Source organism: Propionivibrio sp. (genome assembly GCF_041441355.1).
In the GTDB taxonomy this organism is placed as follows: Bacteria; Pseudomonadota; Gammaproteobacteria; order Burkholderiales; family Rhodocyclaceae; genus Propionivibrio.
Genome location: NZ_JASDTF010000004.1, coordinates 144,690 through 161,629, shown reverse-complemented (window position 1 = coordinate 161,629; position 16,940 = coordinate 144,690). Strand labels below are relative to the sequence as shown.

Annotated in this window: 16 protein-coding genes; 12 read left to right on the top strand and 4 right to left on the bottom strand. The window is 65.4% G+C overall.

Going from position 1 to position 16,940, the window contains the following annotated elements:
- The first annotated feature begins 12 nt into the window (after positions 1–12).
- Positions 13–411 carry a YkvA family protein gene (locus tag QMB55_RS01505; protein WP_497586887.1) on the top strand — a complete coding sequence of 133 codons (399 nt, stop codon included), beginning with the start codon at positions 13–15 and terminating at the stop codon, positions 409–411.
- A gap of 22 nt (positions 412–433) precedes the next feature.
- On the opposite strand, the gene hflX is transcribed toward QMB55_RS01505, so the two are convergent.
- On the bottom strand, positions 434–1,849 hold the full coding sequence (hflX, locus tag QMB55_RS01500) for a GTPase HflX (RefSeq protein WP_497586886.1): 1,416 nt from the start codon (positions 1,847–1,849) through the stop codon (positions 434–436).
- Between the two features lie 243 nt (positions 1,850–2,092).
- On the opposite strand from hflX, the gene QMB55_RS01495 reads away from it, so the two are divergent.
- Positions 2,093–2,647 (top strand): deoxycytidylate deaminase, encoded by a 555-nt coding sequence (locus QMB55_RS01495; RefSeq protein WP_497586885.1) that lies wholly within the window; start codon positions 2,093–2,095, stop codon positions 2,645–2,647.
- A gap of 27 nt (positions 2,648–2,674) precedes the next feature.
- Here QMB55_RS01495 and QMB55_RS01490 read toward each other — a convergent pair whose 3' ends face one another.
- Together QMB55_RS01490 and QMB55_RS01485 are read right to left on the bottom strand one after the other, a co-directional pair.
- Entirely contained in the window at positions 2,675–3,301 is a 627-nt protein-coding gene (locus QMB55_RS01490; protein ID WP_497586884.1) for a class I SAM-dependent methyltransferase, read from the bottom strand.
- Positions 3,302–3,569: 268 nt separating this feature from the next.
- The gene (locus QMB55_RS01485) at positions 3,570–4,118 is read right to left on the bottom strand and encodes a carbon-nitrogen hydrolase family protein (protein ID WP_497586883.1); all 549 of its coding nucleotides are present in this window, start codon (positions 4,116–4,118) and stop codon (positions 3,570–3,572) included.
- 188 nt (positions 4,119–4,306) lie between these two features.
- Here QMB55_RS01485 and QMB55_RS01480 point away from each other — a divergent pair, with 188 nt between their 5' ends.
- From QMB55_RS01480 to QMB55_RS01435, 10 genes are all read left to right on the top strand, one after another.
- Positions 4,307–6,175: an ATP-binding protein gene (locus tag QMB55_RS01480; RefSeq protein ID WP_497586882.1), complete on the top strand. Its 1,869-nt coding sequence runs from the start codon at positions 4,307–4,309 to the stop codon at positions 6,173–6,175.
- Complete coding sequence (locus QMB55_RS01475; RefSeq protein ID WP_497586881.1) at positions 6,172–7,566, top strand: sigma 54-interacting transcriptional regulator; 1,395 nt, start codon at positions 6,172–6,174, stop codon at positions 7,564–7,566. Before QMB55_RS01480 ends, QMB55_RS01475 begins: the two co-directional genes overlap by 4 nt.
- A 316-nt stretch (positions 7,567–7,882) precedes the next feature.
- Complete coding sequence (gene atoD, locus QMB55_RS01470; protein ID WP_497586880.1) at positions 7,883–8,548, top strand: acetate CoA-transferase subunit alpha; 666 nt, start codon at positions 7,883–7,885, stop codon at positions 8,546–8,548.
- 1 nt (position 8,549) lies between these two features.
- Positions 8,550–9,209: a 3-oxoacid CoA-transferase subunit B gene (locus QMB55_RS01465; RefSeq protein ID WP_497586879.1), complete on the top strand. Its 660-nt coding sequence runs from the start codon at positions 8,550–8,552 to the stop codon at positions 9,207–9,209.
- 71 nt (positions 9,210–9,280) lie between these two features.
- Positions 9,281–10,720, top strand: coding sequence for a short-chain fatty acid transporter (locus QMB55_RS01460; protein ID WP_497586878.1), 1,440 nt, complete (start codon positions 9,281–9,283; stop codon positions 10,718–10,720).
- A gap of 72 nt (positions 10,721–10,792) precedes the next feature.
- Positions 10,793–11,968 (top strand): beta-ketothiolase BktB, encoded by a 1,176-nt coding sequence (gene bktB / locus QMB55_RS01455; protein ID WP_497586877.1) that lies wholly within the window; start codon positions 10,793–10,795, stop codon positions 11,966–11,968.
- Positions 11,969–12,640: 672 nt separating this feature from the next.
- On the top strand, positions 12,641–13,633 hold the full coding sequence (locus QMB55_RS01450; RefSeq protein ID WP_497586876.1) for a Bug family tripartite tricarboxylate transporter substrate binding protein: 993 nt from the start codon (positions 12,641–12,643) through the stop codon (positions 13,631–13,633).
- Positions 13,634–13,812: 179 nt separating this feature from the next.
- Positions 13,813–14,283 (top strand): tripartite tricarboxylate transporter TctB family protein, encoded by a 471-nt coding sequence (locus QMB55_RS01445; protein ID WP_497586875.1) that lies wholly within the window; start codon positions 13,813–13,815, stop codon positions 14,281–14,283.
- Between the two features lie 13 nt (positions 14,284–14,296).
- Complete coding sequence (locus QMB55_RS01440; protein WP_497586874.1) at positions 14,297–15,820, top strand: tripartite tricarboxylate transporter permease; 1,524 nt, start codon at positions 14,297–14,299, stop codon at positions 15,818–15,820.
- Between the two features lie 143 nt (positions 15,821–15,963).
- On the top strand, positions 15,964–16,362 hold the full coding sequence (locus tag QMB55_RS01435; protein ID WP_497586873.1) for a VOC family protein: 399 nt from the start codon (positions 15,964–15,966) through the stop codon (positions 16,360–16,362).
- Positions 16,363–16,622: 260 nt separating this feature from the next.
- Here QMB55_RS01435 and QMB55_RS01430 read toward each other — a convergent pair whose 3' ends face one another.
- Positions 16,623–16,940 carry a biotin/lipoyl-containing protein gene (locus QMB55_RS01430; protein WP_497586872.1) on the bottom strand — a complete coding sequence of 106 codons (318 nt, stop codon included), beginning with the start codon at positions 16,938–16,940 and terminating at the stop codon, positions 16,623–16,625.

The window sequence follows — 16,940 nt, the reverse complement described above, 5'->3', positions numbered from 1 at the left end:
CCCGGAGGCGTCATGTCCGTGCGCGTGTTGCGCTGCTTGCGCACGGCGATGGCGCGCGGCAAACGGCAGACGCTGACCGTCTATTTCGTCGCCCGCGATCCACGCACGCCTTGGGGCGCGCGCCTGCTGGCGCTGTTTATCGCGGCTTACGCCTTGAGCCCGGTCGATCTGATTCCGGATTTCATCCCGGTCCTCGGTTACCTTGATGACGCGCTGCTGATTCCGCTCGGCTTCTGGCTGGTGCTGCGCCTGACGCCCCCCGAAGTGTTGGCGGCGGCGAGCGAGCGGGCCGCCCACCTGGCGCGCAAACCGGTCAGCTGGCTCGCCGGAGCCTTGATCGCCCTGTTCTGGCTGGTGGTCGGCGTGGCCTTGCTGCGTGCCACCTGGCGCTGGCTGGCGGGCGCGCCCTGAGCGGCGTCAGCCCTCGCCTGCCTCAAATCTCCGCGCGCGCGTCGCCGCAGCCGAAGCGGGCTTGCAGGCGGTTGATCGTGTCGGCTTCGCCGCGCACGTGGAAATAGGCGCCTTCGGCGTCGGCCCGCTCTTCGAGCACGGCGCAGTGGGCGTAGATTTCGCCGCGCGCCTGCTGCGCCGTCCAGGGCAGGAAGATCGTTGCCTCGGTCAGGTCTTGCTGGAAGAAGGCGACGATGGCCCGGTGCAGGCGGGCGACGTCGTCCGGGTTGCGGGCGCTCATCACGATGCAGTCCGGGTACTGCGCGCGCAATGCGGCGGTGCAGGCGGCTTGGGCCTCGGCGTCGCCGACGTGGTCGATCTTGTTGAAGATGCGCAGGCGCGGCACCTCGGCGGCGCCGATCTCGCCGAGCACGTGGTCGGTGACTTCGCGTTGGCGTTCGAAGCCGGGGTCGCTGGCGTCGATCACGTGCAGCAGGAGCGAAGCGTCGAGCGCTTCGTCGAGGGTCGACTTGAACGAGGCGACGAGGCCGTGCGGCAGGTTCTTGATGAAGCCGACGGTGTCGCTGACCAGCACCCGCGGCACGCTTTCGGGGTAGAGCGTGCGCACGGTGGTGTCGAGCGTGGCGAAAAGCTTGTTGGCGACCAGCACTTCGCTGCCGGTGAGGGCGCGCATCAAGGTCGATTTTCCGGCGTTGGTGTAGCCGACCAGCGCCACGTTGGCCAGGCCCTTACGCTCCTGGCGCCGGGCGCGCTGCGTCTTGCGCTCGACCTCCATGGCGGCGATTTCGAGTTGCAGTTCGGCGATGCGGTCGCGGATCTTGCGGCGGTCCATTTCGCTCGCCGATTCGCCGGCGCCGCGTCCGCCCAGACCGCTGCGCTGACGGCCCTGCGGCCCGGCGAGCTTGGCCGCTTCGCGCATGCGCGGGGCCATGTAGCCCAAGCGGGCGATTTCGACCTGGGCGCGGGCGGCGCGCGAGCGGGCGTTGCGGTGGAAAATCTCGAGGATGACCATGGTCCGGTCCATCACCTCGCAGCCGACCGCCTTTTCGAGATTGCGCGCTTGCGAAGGGGAGATCTCGTGGTCGACCAGAAGGATGTCGATGGGCTCGGCGCTGACGGCGGCCGCTGGGTCCGGGGCATCATTGGCCTCGTCTTCCGCCGCGTCCGAAAACGCCGCATCGTCGTCGAGTCCAAGCTCGGCTTCGGCCTCGGGATCGACGAAACGGCGGATTTCCTCGCGCTTGCCGACGCCGACGTAAGCCATCGCATCGAAGGCGTTGCGCTTCTGGACGAAAGTGCGTACGACGGTGAAGCCCAGGGTCTTGGCGAGTTCGCGCAATTCGGTGAGCGAAGCGTCGAACTCGATGTCGCTGACGCTGGGGAGTTGAACGGCGGCCACGACGGCGCGGACGGCCTGCTTTTGACCTTCAGTCTGCATGCGGTAGGGGGCTGGGGAAGAAGCAAAGCGCGGATGGTACCCGTTAACGCCGGCTTTGCCGTGGTGAAAGTGTACCGCGGGGTATTTTGGCGCGACGAAACGCGGTTCGGGGCCCGCGCCACGGCTTCGCCGTTGCCGCTGGCGGGCGCCTCTGGGCATAATGGCCGCCCGAAGCCGTTCATCGTGGCCTGTCCGCGCTGGGGCCGACCCTTTCATTCTTGTCCGCTGCCCGAAGGTAAAACCATGTCCCTCCGTTTCGACCCGCCCACGCCGCCGAGCGACGACGACTATTTCATGGGCGTGGCCCTGGCCGTGCGGCGCAAGGCCAATTGCAAGGGCAACCGCGTCGCCGCCGTCATCGTCAAGGACAAACGCATTATCGCCACCGGTTACAACGGTGTGCCGGCGGGCATGCCCAACTGCCTCGACGGCGGTTGCCTGCGCTGCAACAACCCCAACGGGCAGTTCAAGACAGGCACGGGCTACGATCTGTGCATCTGCGTGCACGCCGAGCAGAATGCGCTGCTGGCGGCGGCGCGTTTCGGCATCTCGGTCGAGGGGGCGCAGATGTACACCACCATGCAGCCGTGTTACGGCTGTGCCAAGGAGATCGTCCAGGCCAAGATCGCCAAGGTGATCTACCTGCACCCGTGGCTGCCGACCAACCCCGACCCGGCGATGGAGGAGGCGATGCGGGCCGAATACGCCAAACTGCTGGCGCGCATCGACGTGGTGCAGCTACCGGACTTCGAGGACCCGGTTGCGCCCTGGGCGGTCACCGCGCTGCGCCAGCGCTGAGCCCCTCGGTCGCAGGTCAGACCTGCTTTACACGTCTGCTTTTTCGAGGACGATTTCCCACTGCGCCTTGGGATGGGCGTACTTGCCGATGACGCCGTGCGTGCAGTCGAGCACCCGCCAGCCCTGCGCGAACAGTTGTTCGAGGTCGGTGCGGTCGAAGAAACGCTTGGGCTGCCCATCGACGCGGTAGTAATGCGCCTCGATTTCCGGGTGGCCGCTGGCCCCGTAGTGATGGTCTTCGGTTGAGTTGAGGCGGCAGAGCAATATCCCGCCGGGACGCAGGGCCGCATGGATGCGGGCGACGATCACCTCGGTCGTCGCCCAGTCGAAATAATGCAGGGACAGGCTGGCGACCACGGCGCCCAGGCTGGCCGGCGCGCAAGGCCAGGGGTCGCGCGTGTCGTGACGGAAGATGCGGGCCTGCGGGGCGCGCGCCTGCGCGGCGGCGACGCATTCGGCGTCGAGGTCGAAGGCGGTGAGTGCGAATCCGGCGGCGCAGAGCGTGGCGCTGTCTTCACCGTAGCCGCAGCCGATTTCGAGGACGGGGGCGTCGGCCGTGCGTTCGCGCAGGCGCGGCAGCCAGCGTTCGAGCCAGCGGTCGTGCGCGTGGGCGACGAAGGGTGCGTCCGGATTTTGCGGTGGCGTGGGGCTCAAATCACGTCCTTTCTTTTCGTTTTCAGGCGTCGGCGAGGTTCAGGACTTCGCCCTGCCAATGCGCCCCGTGGGTGCGGGCGACGACCAGGGCGTCGCCGACAGCCGGCGCGCACGCCAGCTGGGCCCCGCCGGGGGCCCAGACAGCGCTTCGGCCGGCGCTCCGGTAGCCGCCGGAAGGCGCACCGTGATTGGCTTCCAGGGCCAAGAGGCCGAAATCGCGGGCGTGTCCGGCCAGGGTGGCGGCGTCGGCGGCGTAGCCCGCTTCGCTTCACAATACGCCGGCAAGGTAGAGCGAGGCGCCCGCGTGCGCCGCAGCCTCGGCATGGGTACGGTGTTCGGTGTCGTAGCAGATCGCCGGTGCGCAGACTTGGCCGGCCACCGAGAAGGTGTTTACGCCTGACGAGCCGGGTGTGGCATATGCATTTTCGCTGGCGTGCAGGTGTTGTTTGGCGTAGGCGCTGCGCGTGCCGTCCGGGTGCAGGATGACGGTGCCGATGTGCGGTTGGCCGCGAGCATTGGTGAGTGGCGTCCCGATGAGCGCAGTCAGTCCGTGGCGTACGGCGAGTTCGGCCAGCGGATCGAGGCGCGCGTCGTCCGGCGCGAGGGCCAGCGCGGCGAGGCGGTCGAGCTCGTAGCCGGTGAGCGAGAGTTCGGGGAAGACGAGGACGTCGACGCCGGCCATGGCGGCATGGGTCATCGCCCGTCGGTGCGCGGCCAGGTTGGCGGCAAAGTCGGTCGCGCTGTCGACTCGGCGCACGGCGATCTGTGCGGCGGCGCAGGCGAAACTGGGGCGGTGGGCTGCGTCGGAGGGCGGCATCGGAGTTTCGCGCGAAATCCGGATTCTCGTGGGCCGGGATCGCTTGTGTCAAATGCTGCTGGGCTCGTCTTCGGTTTCCTCGAAACGGTGCGTGATGTATGCGATGGGGATGGCTTCGTCGGGCCGGGCGCGTTACCATCGGCGGTTTCATTGCCCTCCGGGCGTGCCGTTTCGCTGCGGTCCCGACCATGCTGCGCTCCGTTTTGCGTTTCTTCTTCCGCTTCTGGCCGTCATCCTTGCGCTTGCAGTTGATGATCGTCCTGTTGCCGGTCGTCGGTCTGCCGATCATCGCTACCGGCTACATGCTCAAGCTGCGCGGGCATGAAGCCATCGTCGAGGAAAAACAGGTGCATCTGGCCGGCGTCGGCGATCTGCTTGCGGCGCACCTCGCGGCACAGGGCGGTTATGCCGGCCTGCTCGCGGGGTATGTCGGCGCGCCGGACGACCGTGCGGCGCAACTGGCCTTTCTCAACGAGCGCTTGCGCCCGTACACCGATGAGGTGGCGCGCGCCTTTCCCGAGGTCGGCGTCGGCTTTTTCCACCGGGGGATGCAGGCCATCGTCACTTACGGGCCGAGTGCTCAGTACGGCGACACGGTGGGCATGACCATCCCGCCTGAGCATCCGGGCTGGCAGGTGATGGCGACGCGGACGCCGATGACGGTGAGCGGCGGGCTGGTGCGCGGCAACATCATGAACGTGATGCGCCCCATCGTCGAAAACGGCGAGGTGGTCGGTTACATCTGGGCCAACGAGTTGCTCGACGCCATCGACCGTCAGGCCGGGACGATGCGCCTGGCGGTCTATTCGATGACCCTGCTCGGCTTTGCTCTGTCGCTGGGCGTGGTCTATTTCGTCATTACGCAGCTGACGCGGGGGGTGGCTTCGATCAAGGACGGGCTGAATGCCCTGCGTTTCGACCTGCGCGCCTCGATTCCGCCGGTGCGCGGCGAGATCGGCGAGATCGGCGAGGCGATCAACGACCTCGCGCAGGATTTGCTCAAGGCGCGGTCGATGCACCAGAACATTCTCGACAGCCTGGCCGATGCGGTGATCACCGTCGATGCCGAGCATCGTGTGACCTACATCAATCCGGCCGGCTGCGCCCTCTTCGGTTGCGAGGCCGCGGCCGTGGTCGGGCAGCCGTATGCGGCGCTCTTTCGGCCCGACGCCAATTTCTGCAGCCTCGTCGTCGATACCCTGGAAACCGGGCATGAGCATCGCGGCGTCGAGCTCGACTATCCGCTGCCGCAGCGTACGCCGCACGTCCAGGTCAGCACCAGCCAGCTGTTCGACGGGCGTGGCCGCCAGCTTGGCGCGGTGGCGGTGGTGCGCGACATTAGCGAGACGCACTCTCTGCGCTTGCAGGTGATCCGGGCCGACCGTCTGGCCGCGGTCGGCGAGGTGGCGGCGGGGATCGCCCACGAGTTGCGCACGCCGCTCACCTCGATCCGCGGCTTCGTCCAGTACCTGCAAGGCTCGACCGATCCCAAGGAGTGGCGCGAATACGGCGACATCATCGTACGCGAGGTCGATGGCTTGAACCGCATCGTCTCGGAATTGCTTGACCTCGTCCGTTCGCGACCGCTGCATGCCGCGCCAGCCGATCTCAACCAGATGGTGCGCGACATCCTGCTGCTGGCCCGCGACTGTGCGCGCGCCGGGCGCGTCGAATTCGTCGTCGAACTGGCCGAAGGCTTGCCGCAGATCGAGGTCGACGCCGGCGAGTTCAAGCAGGTGCTGCTCAACGTGGTGGTTAACGCCATCCAGTCGCTGGCCGGTGGCGAAGGGACGGTGTGCATCGTCAGCGCGGCGCACCCTGCGGGCGTCGCATTGAGCGTCGCCGACAACGGCTGCGGGATGTCGGCGGCGGTGCGTGAGCGGATTTTTGAACCGTTTTTCTCGACCAAGCCCGCCGGAACCGGTTTGGGCATGGCAATTGCTCGGCGCATCATCGAACGCCACAAGGGCAGCATCGACATTGAAAGCGAGGAAGGCCTCGGCACGACGGTGACCCTGATCCTGCCGCAGGCCTCGACATCTCCCGGAAAACCATGAGAGCCGATTACCAGATCCTGATCGTCGACGACGACGAAAGCATTCGCCGCATGCTGGCCGCCGTGCTGGCGCGCGACGGTTTCCAGACTTCAACCGCGGGCAGCGGCGAGGAGGGGCTGGCCGTGTTCCGCGCCCAGTCGCCGGACATCGTGCTGATGGACATCCGCATGCCCGGCCTCTCGGGAATCGAGGCCATGAGCGCGATGCTCGAGCTGCGCCCCGGCGCGACGGTGATCCTGATGACCGCCTACGCTGACCTCGATACGGCGGTGCGGGCGATCAAGAACGGCGTTTTCGACTTCGTCATCAAGCCCTTCGACCTCGCCGAGATCGGCCTGCTCGTCAATCGCGCCTTCCAGATGCGCGAAATGCGGCGCCAGATCGGCCAGTTGCAGCACGAGCTCTCGCAGGCCTACCGCTTCGACCGTATCGTGACGCGCGATCCGGGCATGCTCTCGCTGTGCGAGTCGGTGGCGCGCATTGCCTCGAGCAACGCCACGGTGGTCATCCACGGCGAGAGCGGGGTGGGCAAGGAGCTTTTGGCGGCGTCGTTGCATTACAACAGCCCGCGGGCGCAAAAGCCCTTCGTCAAGGTCAATTGCGGGGCGATTCCCGAAGGGCTGCTGGAGAGCGAGTTCTTCGGCCACGAGAAAGGCGCCTTCACCGGCGCCGTGGCCCGGCGGACCGGGCGCTTCGAGCATGCCGACGGCGGCACGCTGTTCCTCGACGAGATCGGCGAGCTGCCGCTTGCCTTGCAGGTCAAGCTCTTGCGCGTCCTGCAGGACCGCGAGTTCGAGCGCGTCGGCGGGGACAAGACGCTGCGCGTCGATGTTCGCCTCGTCGCCGCGACCAACCGCGACCTCGAAGCCATGGTCGCCGAGGGCACGTTCCGCAGCGATCTTTTCTACCGTCTGAACGTGGTCAGCCTGACCGTGCCGCCGCTGCGGGAACGCATCGACGACATCGCGGTGCTGGCGGCGCATTTCCTGCGCAAATTCACGGCCGAGCATGGGCGCGAGATCGACGGTTTCGACGACCATGCCCTGGCCGTGATGCAGCGTTATGCCTGGCCGGGCAATGTGCGCGAACTTTCCAATGCCGTCGAGCGGGCGGTGGTGATGAGCAGCGGTTCGACGATCTTCGCCGAAGACCTGCCTTTGCCGGTCGTCGCCGCCAGCCGCGCAGCGCCCGAAGTCGCCGCGCGCACGCTCAAGGCCCTGCTGCGCGAGTTCGAGGCCGGCGTCATTCGTCAGGCGCTCGACCGCAATCAGGACAACCGCTCGCGTACGGCCAACGAACTCGGAATCAGTCGCCGGGCCCTGCTCTATAAGCTGCACGAGCTCAATCTCGACGACGGCGAGTGCGCACTTTCGGGTATTCCCTGTGAATAAAATTGCGCACCCAGCCGGGTGATATGTGCCCCCTCGCCAAAGGCCGCGATCGCGGCCTTTTTTTCGTCCCCGCTTCGTGAGGCGGCCTGAGCTTGCACGCGGTCAGGGGGCTCCCGGGCGTACGTCGGCAAGAGGCTTTGGTGTTTTTTTCTGCCGTAAAGGACAGATTCTTGTGCGCTGTTTTTTGCGCGGTCTTGGGGGCGAAAAAAACAGCTGAAAAAGTGATTTATGTAGATTAAATAAGTGCTTGCGGCACCTGGCATGCATGCTGCTGTAGGTGACATGGTTTGCATTTCATAACAAAGGAGTGAAATCCATGAGCACACACCGCAAGCAGATCGCTTACGCCGACTTGCGGCCGCACTTCAGGGACGGGATGACCATCATGTTCGGTGGCTTCATGGCCTGCGGCACGCCGGAAGGCATTGTCAAGGAACTGCTCGACTCGGGCGTCAAGGACCTGACGGTGATCGGCAACGACACGGCCACCCCCGAGCTCGGCATCGGCGTCTTGATCGCCCAGCGCCGCGTGCGCAAGGTGATCGCCTCGCACATCGGCACCAACCCCGAGACCGGCCGCCAGATGATTGCCGGCGAACTGGAGGTCGAACTGGTGCCGCAGGGCACGCTGGCCGAGCGCATCCGTTGCGGCGGCGCGGGCCTCGGCGGCGTGCTGACGCCGACCGGCGTCGGCACCGTGGTCGAGGAGGGCAAGACCAAACTCAGGATCGGCGGCGTCGATTACCTCGTCGAGCAGGCGCTGCGTGCCGATCTGGCGATCGTCCAGGCCCACCAGGCCGACACCAAGGGCAACCTGATGTACCGCCGCGCGGCGCGCAATTTCAATCCGCTGATCGCCATGGCCGCCGATTTCGTGGTCGCCGAGGTGTGCGAGATCGTCGAGGCCGGCGAGATCGACCCCGATCTCGTGATGACGCCGGGCGTCGTGGTCGACGCCCTGATCCTGAGCGGAGGGAAATGAGATGGACGCGAAGAATCTGATTGCCTGCCGCGTGGCGCAGGAAATGAAGGACGGCGACGTGGTGAACCTCGGCATCGGCTTGCCGACCCTGGTGCCCAACTACCTCTCGCCGGAGGTGAGCATTACCCTGCAGTCGGAGAACGGTTTCCTCGGCATGGGGTTGCTCGAAGGCGAACCGATCCCCGACCTCGTCAATGCCGGTGGCAAGCCCTGCGGCATGGTCCCGGGAACGGTCTTTTTCGATAGCGCGACGTCGTTTGCCATCATCCGCGGCGGCCATGTCGACGCCACCGTGCTCGGCGGCCTGCAGGTCGACCAGCACGGCAACCTCGCCAACTGGATGGTGCCGGGCAAGATGGTGCCGGGCATGGGCGGGGCGATGGACCTCGTCACCGGCGCCAAGCACGTCATCGTCGCCATGGAACACGCGACCAAGGACGGCGGCGCCAAGATCCTCAAGCAGTGCACGCTGCCGCTCACCGCAGCGGGCAAGGTCTCGGCCATCGTTACCGAACTGGCGGTGTTCCGCTTCATCGACGGACGCCTGGTGCTGACCGAAACGGCGCCCGGCGTAAGCGTCGAAGACGTGCGCGCCAAAACCGAGGCCGAGTTCGAGGTGGCCCCGGATTGCCATTCCATGCGCCTTCCAGCCGGCCTGTAGGCCGCATCCCGGCGGCCGCGCAGGATGGTCGCGGTCGCCGAAAAATCGACAACACCAATGAGGAGAGTCAAATGATGAGTGATGGCAACACGCCCAAGTCGACCGGCGCTGCGCGCGACGACAAAGGGCCCGAGCAGGGGGCGATGGCCCGCCTTGGCGCAACACTCGCGGATTGGAGCGAGAAGTGGTTTCCCGATGCCTACGTTTTCGCGGCGATCGCGGTGCTGGTGACGGCCGCCGCCGCGCTGGCGATGGGCCGCACGCCGGTGCAGATTTCGGTCGACTTCGGTAAGTCGTTCTGGAACCTGATCCCCTTCACCATGCAGATGGCCTTCGTGGTCATCGGCGGCTACATCGTCGCGGTCGCGCCGCCGGTGCGCCGCGTGATCCAGTTCCTGGCGCGCTACCCGAAGACGCCGAAAGGCGCGGTGACCTACGTGGCCTTCATGGCAATGGTCGCCTCGCTGCTCAGCTGGGGCTTCAGCATGATCTTCGCCGGCATCCTGCTGCGCGAGATCAGCCGCCGCGTTCCGGGCATCGACTACCGCGCCATGGGCGCCGCCGGCTATCTGGGCCTGGGCAGCGTCTGGGCGCTGGGCCTGTCGTCGTCGGCCGCCTTGCTGATGGCCACCAAAGGCTCGCTGCCGCCCGCGCTGCTCAACATCAGCGGCGTGATTCCCTTGAGCGAGACGCTGTTTACCTGGCAGAACCTGGTGATGATCGTCGTCCTCGTGGTGCTCTCGATGTGGATCTGCTACGTCTCGACGCCCGACGCTGAGCACGCCAAGACCGCCGAGATGGCCGGCATCACCTACAAGGACGACGGCCAGGAAGACATCGGCACGCCGCAGACGCCGGGCGAGAAGCTCGAATACAGCCCGGTGCTGACGCTGGTCGTCGTCGCCCTGGGCCTGATCTACCTGTTCGACGTCTTCCGCACCAAGGGCGGGCTCGCCGCGCTCGACCTCAACGTCTACAACTTCATGTTCTTGATCCTCGGCATGCTGCTGCACTGGACGCCCAAGTCCTTCCTGCGCGCGGCGGCGAAATCGGTGCCGATGACCGGCGGGGTGCTGCTCCAGTTCCCGCTCTATGCCGGGATCTTCGGGGTGATGATGGGGTCCGGGCTGAACGAAGTGCTGGCGCACTTCTTCGTCTCGATCTCGACTGCCGAAACCCTGCCCGTGATCGGCGGCATCTATTCGGCCATCCTCGGGCTCTTCCTGCCCTCGGGCGGGGGCAAGTGGGTCGTCGAAGCGCCTTACCTGCTGCAGGCAGCGACCGAGCTGAAGGTAAACCTGGCCTGGATGGTGCAGGTCTATAACGCGGCAGAAGCCTTGCCCAACTTCATCAACCCGTTCTGGATGCTGCCGCTGATGGGGCTGACGGGGGTGAAGGCGCGTGACCTGGCCGGTTACTCGACCTTGCAGTTGATCTTCCACACGCCGGTGGTCCTGATCATGCTCTGGTTGCTGGGTCTCACGCTGCCGTACACTGCACCGCACCTGTAAATCCGATCGTCGCCTGCCCGGGCCAGGACCGGGCAGGCGAAAGCCTCAACGAAGAAAGAAGGAGTTGTCCTCATGACCCATGAAGTCTTTGCCCTGAGCGCGGCGCGTTCCGCCATCGGGGCCTTTGGCGGCTCGCTCGCCACGCTCTCCCCCGAGGAACTCGGGGCCACCGTCGCCCGTGAAGCCTTTGTCCGTGCCGGCATCGACGGCGCGCAAGCGACCTATGCCGTGGTCGGCAACGTGATCCCCTGCGGGGTGAATTTCCCCTACGTACCGCGGCTGTTGACCGTCAATGCCGGGATGGCCATGACGTCGACGGTGATGGCCTGCAACCGGCTCTGCGGTTCGGCGATGCAGGCGATCATCAGCGTGGCGCAGGCCATCCGGGCCGGCGATGCCGAAATCGGCCTGGCGGGGGGCGTCGAGCTGATGTCGGCCGGGGGGTATCTGTCGCCGGCGATGCGCAGCGGCGCGCGCATGGGCGACAGCAAGATGGTCGACATGATGGTCGCCGCGCTGACCGATCCGTTCGGCGCCGGCCACATGGGCATGACGGCCGAGAACCAGGCAGAGAAGTGGAGCATCAGCCGCGAAGAACAGGATGCATTCGCCCTCGTGTCGCAGCAACGCGCGGCGCAGGCGATCGCCGAAGGGCGGTTCGCATCGCAGATCGTTCCGATCACGCTCAAGACCCGCAAGGGCGAGGTGGTGTTCGATACCGACGAGCATCCGCGCGCGACCACCCTTGAGGCGCTGGCCAAGATGAAGCCCGCGTTCAAGCGGGACGGTGGAACGGTGACCGCGGGGAACGCCTCGGGGATCAACGACGGCGCAGCCTTCCTGGTTCTGGCCGACGGCGCCGCAGTGGGGGCGCGCAAACCGATGGCCCGGCTGGTCGCCCAGGCCGTGGCCGGCGTCGAAGCCCGGGTGATGGGCGACGGCCCGATTCCCGCGGTGCAATTGGCGCTCAAGCGCGCCGGCCTCTCGCTCGACCAGATCGACGTCATCGAGGCCAACGAAGCCTTTGCCGCGCAGGCGCTGGCCGTGGCCAAGGGGCTCGGCCTCGACCCCGTGAAGACCAACCCGAACGGCGGGGCGATCGCCCTGGGGCACCCGGTGGGCGCCACCGGCGCGGTGATCGTCACCAAGCTCTTGCACGAAATGCAACGCACCAACGCCCGTTATGGCCTCGCCACCATGTGCATCGGCGGCGGTCAGGGCATCGCCACGATCTGGGAACGTTGCTAGACGGATTGAAGTTCGCCAGTACCCCTATCCGGGATCACGAATCCCGGACGCTTGTCAGCCCGCCTGCTTCGGCGGGCTTTTTTTGTCCGTCCGACGGCCTCCGGCGGATGTATTCGAAAATCAAATGTAATAAGTCTTTGACTTGTGTTACAAAATGTAAACCAAGCAAACGTTGTGGTGTGTCGCGTGCTTGGTGATCGCGCTTCGTGTGCGGAAAGAAAGTTAGCGTGCGAAGCCTGTGCTTGCGTGTGGGAAGTGAGCCGCCGTTGCCGGTTTGGTCATGACTTTCGCCTGTCGCTTGGCAGGCGTTTTTTTGCCAGTGTCTCCGGCGTCTCGGGTGTCGGCGCGGGAGCACGATAGATTTGGTTACGATTGGTTGAACTGTGTTACCGATTGTAAATCAAAGCGGACGAGCCGGTCGCCAGCGCCATGCGCCCTGGCGGCTTCGCCGGACGGCTGCCGCGCACGATGCGGAGCCGAGGCTCGACGCAGGAACGCTGCGTTGAGGCGTCCGTCGGGTGTTGTTGTACTGCAGTGATGCGAGGAGCGAAGCGGACCGAGGTCCGTTTCTCGAGGCGCCGCTCCGGCGGCGGGGAGGGCTCGGGACGCGAAGTCGATCGCAGGGTTGGGGGGATTATTTGTATGCAGATATTTCTTACCGAGGACAACACAATGAGAAGCGCGAAATACCTGATTATGGCCATGGCCGCTTTGACCTTCGGCGCTGCCCAGGCGCAATCGACGGATAAAGCCTGGAAGCCGGACACCACCGTCGAATTCATCGCTCCGGCCGGGCCGGGCGGCGGTTGGGACCTGACTGCACGCGCACTGCAACGGGCGGCGACGAGCGACAAGATCGTCGGCAAGAACATCATCGTTTCGAACAAGCCGGGTGGCGGCGGTGCGACCGGCTGGAACTACCTCAAGGGCAAGGAAGGCAACGGACACTATCTGGCGATGAACTCGTCGCTGGTTCTGCTCAACAACCTGCTCGGCAGCAGCAAGCTGAGCTATCAGGACTTCACCCCGCTGGCGATGCTGACCAGCGAGTGGATCAGCGTCGCGGTCAAGGCCGATTCGCCCTACAAGACCGGCAAGGAACTGATGGAGGCGCTGAAGAAGGATCCGGGCGTGATCACCGTCGGCGTCGGCCCCTCGCTCGGCAACAACGACCACCTGTCCTTCATCCGCGTCGCCAAGGCGTCCGGCGTCGACGTCAGCAAGCTCAAGTGGGTGGTGTATGAGAAAGCCGGCGGCGATCTGGTGATGGGCCTGCTCGGCGGCCACCTCGGCGCGGCAACGACGGCGATGTCCGAAACCCTGCAGCAGCACAAGGCTGGCAAGCTGCGCATCCTGGCGATCAGCGCCGACCAGCGTTCGAGCATGGCGCCGGAGATTCCGACCTGGAAGGAGCAAGGGATCGACATGGTCTTCCCGCACTGGCGCGGCGTGATGGGCCCTCCGGGAATGACGGCGGAGCAGATCAAGTACTGGGATGACGCCCTGTCCCGGATCGCCAAGTCCCCGACCTTCGTGAAGACGATGGAGTCGATGAACCAGCAGGTGACGTACAAGAGCTCGCTCGAGTTTCGTCGTTTCCTGGCCGATCAGAACGCCACCCTGGCGCCGCTGGTCGAGCAACTCGGCCTGAAGAAAGCGCAATAAACGCAGTCTTGTCGCGGCGGGTCGTTGCGGTGTGGGCCGCGACGGCTCGCCCGATGTGCAGAGAACAAGAGCACCGGGGGAGGCGATCTCGATCGCGGTTTCCGCTTCCGCCGCGGGCGGAAGGGTGGGCGCGCCCGCGTCCCGGTTAAGCAGGACAGCACAATTTCTGAGGTGACTTCGTGACGTTGACCAAAAACCGGCTGACCGGGATCGTGTCCCTGATCCTCGGCGGCCTTTATCTTTATGCAACGAGCTGCCTGGTGGTTCCACCGGTGGCCGATCCGATCGGTCCCAAAGCCTTTCCCTATCTCGTTTCCTTCGGGCTGCTCTGCGTCGGCCTGCTGCTGGTGCTCAAGCGTGAGAAACCGAGCGAGAAAAACCGGGCGGTGATCTTCGACCTGAAGACCGAAAAGCCGCTGATGCTGCGCATTGGCCTGACCTGCCTCGCGGGCCTGGTGTTCGGGGTGATCCTCGAGCCGCTCGGCTACCTGATCGCGACCTTCCTGTTCATGAGCGCGATGATGTTCATCACCTACGGCGGGCGCTACCTCTTCAACCTCTCGATCGGTTTGCTCTTCGCGGTGACGACCTACGTGCTGTTCTTCGTCCTGCTCGAAGTCAGCCTGCCGCGCGGCATTCTGGCCTTCTGAGGGAGACACGACCATGATGGAAGTCCTCTCCAACCTGGGCCTCGGGTTCCAGAACGCGCTTTCGCTGACCAACCTGATGTGGGTGGTCATCGGCAGCTTCCTCGGCACGCTCGTCGGCATGCTGCCGGGCGTCGGCCCGGCCACCGGCATCGCCATCCTGATCCCCGTCTCCTACGGCATGGACCCGACGACGGCGCTGATCACCATGTGCGCGATCTACTACGGCGCCATGTTCGGCGGCTCGATCGCCTCGATCATGATCAACACCCCGGGCGACGCCTCGTCCATCGTCACCTGTTTCGACGGCTACCGCATGGCGCAGAACGGGCGTGCGGGGGCGGCGCTGGCGACATCGGCCATCGCCTCCTTCATCGGCGGCATGATCGCCTGCGTGATGGTCGTGCTGCTCGCCCAACTGGCCGCGAGTTTCGCGCTCAAGTTCGGCCCGGCCGAGATGTTCGCGCTGATCCTCTTTGCCATGACCGCGGCGGTGACGCTGGCCGAAGGCAAGCTCTTGCGCGGCCTCGCCTCGCTCTTCGCCGGCCTGGTCGTCGCCAGCATCGGCATCGACGGGCAATCGGGCCTGGTGCGCTTCACCATGGGGCTCGACGTGCTGCAGGACGGCGTCGATTTCCTGGTGGCGATCATCGGCGCCTACGCGCTCTCGGAGGTGTTCAGCAGCTACGCCGAGATGAACGTCAAGCACGAGATCGATACCAAGAGAATCGGCCGGGTGATGATCACCCGCGAGGACTGGAACCGGATCAAGACGCCGATCATCCGCAGCACGCCGGTCGCCTTCCTGCTCGGCTGCCTGCCCGGCATTGGTGGTTCGATGACCTCGCTCATCGCCTACACCACCGAGCGTCAGCTCGCCAAGAATCCCGAGGATTTCGGCAAGGGCGACATCGTCGGCGTGGCCGCGCCGGAAGCGGCGAACAATGCCTCGGCGACGGCGTCGATCATTCCCATGCTGGCGATCGGCATCCCCAGTTCCGGCACCACCGCGGTGATGCTCGGCGCGCTGATGATGCTCGGCGTTCAGCCCGGGCCGATGCTCTTCGAGATGCGCCCGGACGTCGCCTGGGGCGTCATCGCCAGCATGTTCATCGGCAACATCGTGCTGGTGTTCATGAACATGCCGATGGTCCCCTACATCGCCAAACTGCTGGCCCTGCCGCAACGCCTGCTGATCCCGATCATCATGTGTCTCGCCTTCATGGGCACCTACATGATGAACTACAGCGCCTTCGACTTCGTGCTGCTGGTGCTCTTCGGCCTGCTCGGCTACTCGATGCAGAAGCTCGACGTTCCGATCCCGCCGATGGTCCTCGGGCTGATCCTCGGCAGCACGCTGGAGAAGAATTTCCGCATGGCCATGGTTGAGAAGTCGGGCAGTTTCTCGGTCTTCCTCGACAAGCCGATTGCCCTGTTCTTCATCGCGCTGGCGGCCCTGTCGCTGGCGTATTCGGTCTGGCAGACGGTCAAGGCGGCGGCGCGCGAGCAGGAGCGCGCGAACGAAACGCCGGCCGCCTGAGCGCATTTCTCCCGACCACGCCTGCCTGCGGGCAGGCGTTTTCACGTCTGGTGCGCGTGGGGGTAGACGCCCGTTCGACAGAAGCCTAAAGTCAGGACAGGTGCATGGGCTTTTTCCGTGTGCCGTTGAACGAGGAGACGATCATGCAAGTCCGTGATATATCTGCCTGCATTACCACCGATCGGCTGGAAGAAACCCGCGCGTTCTATATCAAGCACCTCGGTGCCCGGGTGACCTTCGATTGCGGCTGGTACATCAACCTCGAATTCGGCGAGCGCGGCGCCTGCCTGCAGTTCATGAAACCGCAGCATGGCGAGGCCTTGTGCGCACCGGCCGGGCTGACCTACAACCTGCATGTCGAAGACGTGGATATGGAATGCGCCCGCATTCTGGCCAGCGGCATCGAACCGATCATGCCGATCACCGACCATCCCTGGGGCGACCGGGCGTTCAGCATCCAGGACCCGAACGGCGTCCTGCTCTACATTTACACCGAACGTGAGCCGAGTTCCGAGTACAAGGAGTTCTACACCGGCGCCTAAGCCATTGTCCTGATGCCCGCCGGTTGGCCGTGCCCGTTTGGACGGCCTCCGGCGGGCGTCTTTTTTTGGCCGCGCCATCGCCAGGATGGCGGCCTGAACGGTCCATTCCATGCGCCTTCCAGCCGGGCGAGAGGGCGCATGGAATGGGCTTTGCGTAAGCAAGGCCGGATGAAGGCCGAATGCGGCGCAAAAAAACGCCGGGAAGACCGCTCGATGGTCTTTCCGGCGTTTTGTTCGGACGGCGCCTGAGGCGCCGCGGCTTATTCGATCTCGATCAGCGTCTGGCCCTTGACCACCTTGTCGCCGACGGCGACATGCACGGCCTTGACCTTGCCGGCCAGGGGCGCCTTGATGCGGTTACGCATCTTCATCGCCTCGAGGATCATCAGCGTGTCGCCCGCGTTCACCGTTTTTCCGAGCGTGGCTTCGATCGTGTCGATGACGCCCGGAATCGCGGCCTTGATGACACGCGGGTCCTGCGGTTCGAAACGGCGGCGCTGGGCGAATTTCTCGGTCAGCCGCGTTTCGTAGGTGCCGCCCTCGAGGCTGAGAACGGCGAGCTTTTCCTGTTCGCTCAT

What these genes read in the sequence shown, in the direction of transcription:
- QMB55_RS01505 (WP_497586887.1), top strand. Translation starts at nt 13, where the DNA reads ATGTCCGTGCGCGTGTTGCGCTGCTTGCGCACGGCGATGGCGCGCGGC.
- hflX (WP_497586886.1), bottom strand. Translation starts at nt 1,849, where the DNA reads ATGCAGACTGAAGGTCAAAAGCAGGCCGTCCGCGCCGTCGTGGCCGCC.
- QMB55_RS01495 (WP_497586885.1), top strand. Translation starts at nt 2,093, where the DNA reads ATGTCCCTCCGTTTCGACCCGCCCACGCCGCCGAGCGACGACGACTAT.
- QMB55_RS01485 (WP_497586883.1), bottom strand. Translation starts at nt 4,118, where the DNA reads ATGCCGCCCTCCGACGCAGCCCACCGCCCCAGTTTCGCCTGCGCCGCC.
- QMB55_RS01480 (WP_497586882.1), top strand. Translation starts at nt 4,307, where the DNA reads ATGCTGCGCTCCGTTTTGCGTTTCTTCTTCCGCTTCTGGCCGTCATCC.
- QMB55_RS01475 (WP_497586881.1), top strand. Translation starts at nt 6,172, where the DNA reads ATGAGAGCCGATTACCAGATCCTGATCGTCGACGACGACGAAAGCATT.
- atoD (WP_497586880.1), top strand. Translation starts at nt 7,883, where the DNA reads ATGAGCACACACCGCAAGCAGATCGCTTACGCCGACTTGCGGCCGCAC.
- QMB55_RS01465 (WP_497586879.1), top strand. Translation starts at nt 8,550, where the DNA reads ATGGACGCGAAGAATCTGATTGCCTGCCGCGTGGCGCAGGAAATGAAG.
- QMB55_RS01460 (WP_497586878.1), top strand. Translation starts at nt 9,281, where the DNA reads ATGATGAGTGATGGCAACACGCCCAAGTCGACCGGCGCTGCGCGCGAC.
- bktB (WP_497586877.1), top strand. Translation starts at nt 10,793, where the DNA reads ATGACCCATGAAGTCTTTGCCCTGAGCGCGGCGCGTTCCGCCATCGGG.
- QMB55_RS01450 (WP_497586876.1), top strand. Translation starts at nt 12,641, where the DNA reads ATGAGAAGCGCGAAATACCTGATTATGGCCATGGCCGCTTTGACCTTC.
- QMB55_RS01440 (WP_497586874.1), top strand. Translation starts at nt 14,297, where the DNA reads ATGATGGAAGTCCTCTCCAACCTGGGCCTCGGGTTCCAGAACGCGCTT.
- QMB55_RS01435 (WP_497586873.1), top strand. Translation starts at nt 15,964, where the DNA reads ATGCAAGTCCGTGATATATCTGCCTGCATTACCACCGATCGGCTGGAA.
- QMB55_RS01430 (WP_497586872.1), bottom strand. Translation starts at nt 16,940, where the DNA reads ATGAGCGAACAGGAAAAGCTCGCCGTTCTCAGCCTCGAGGGCGGCACC.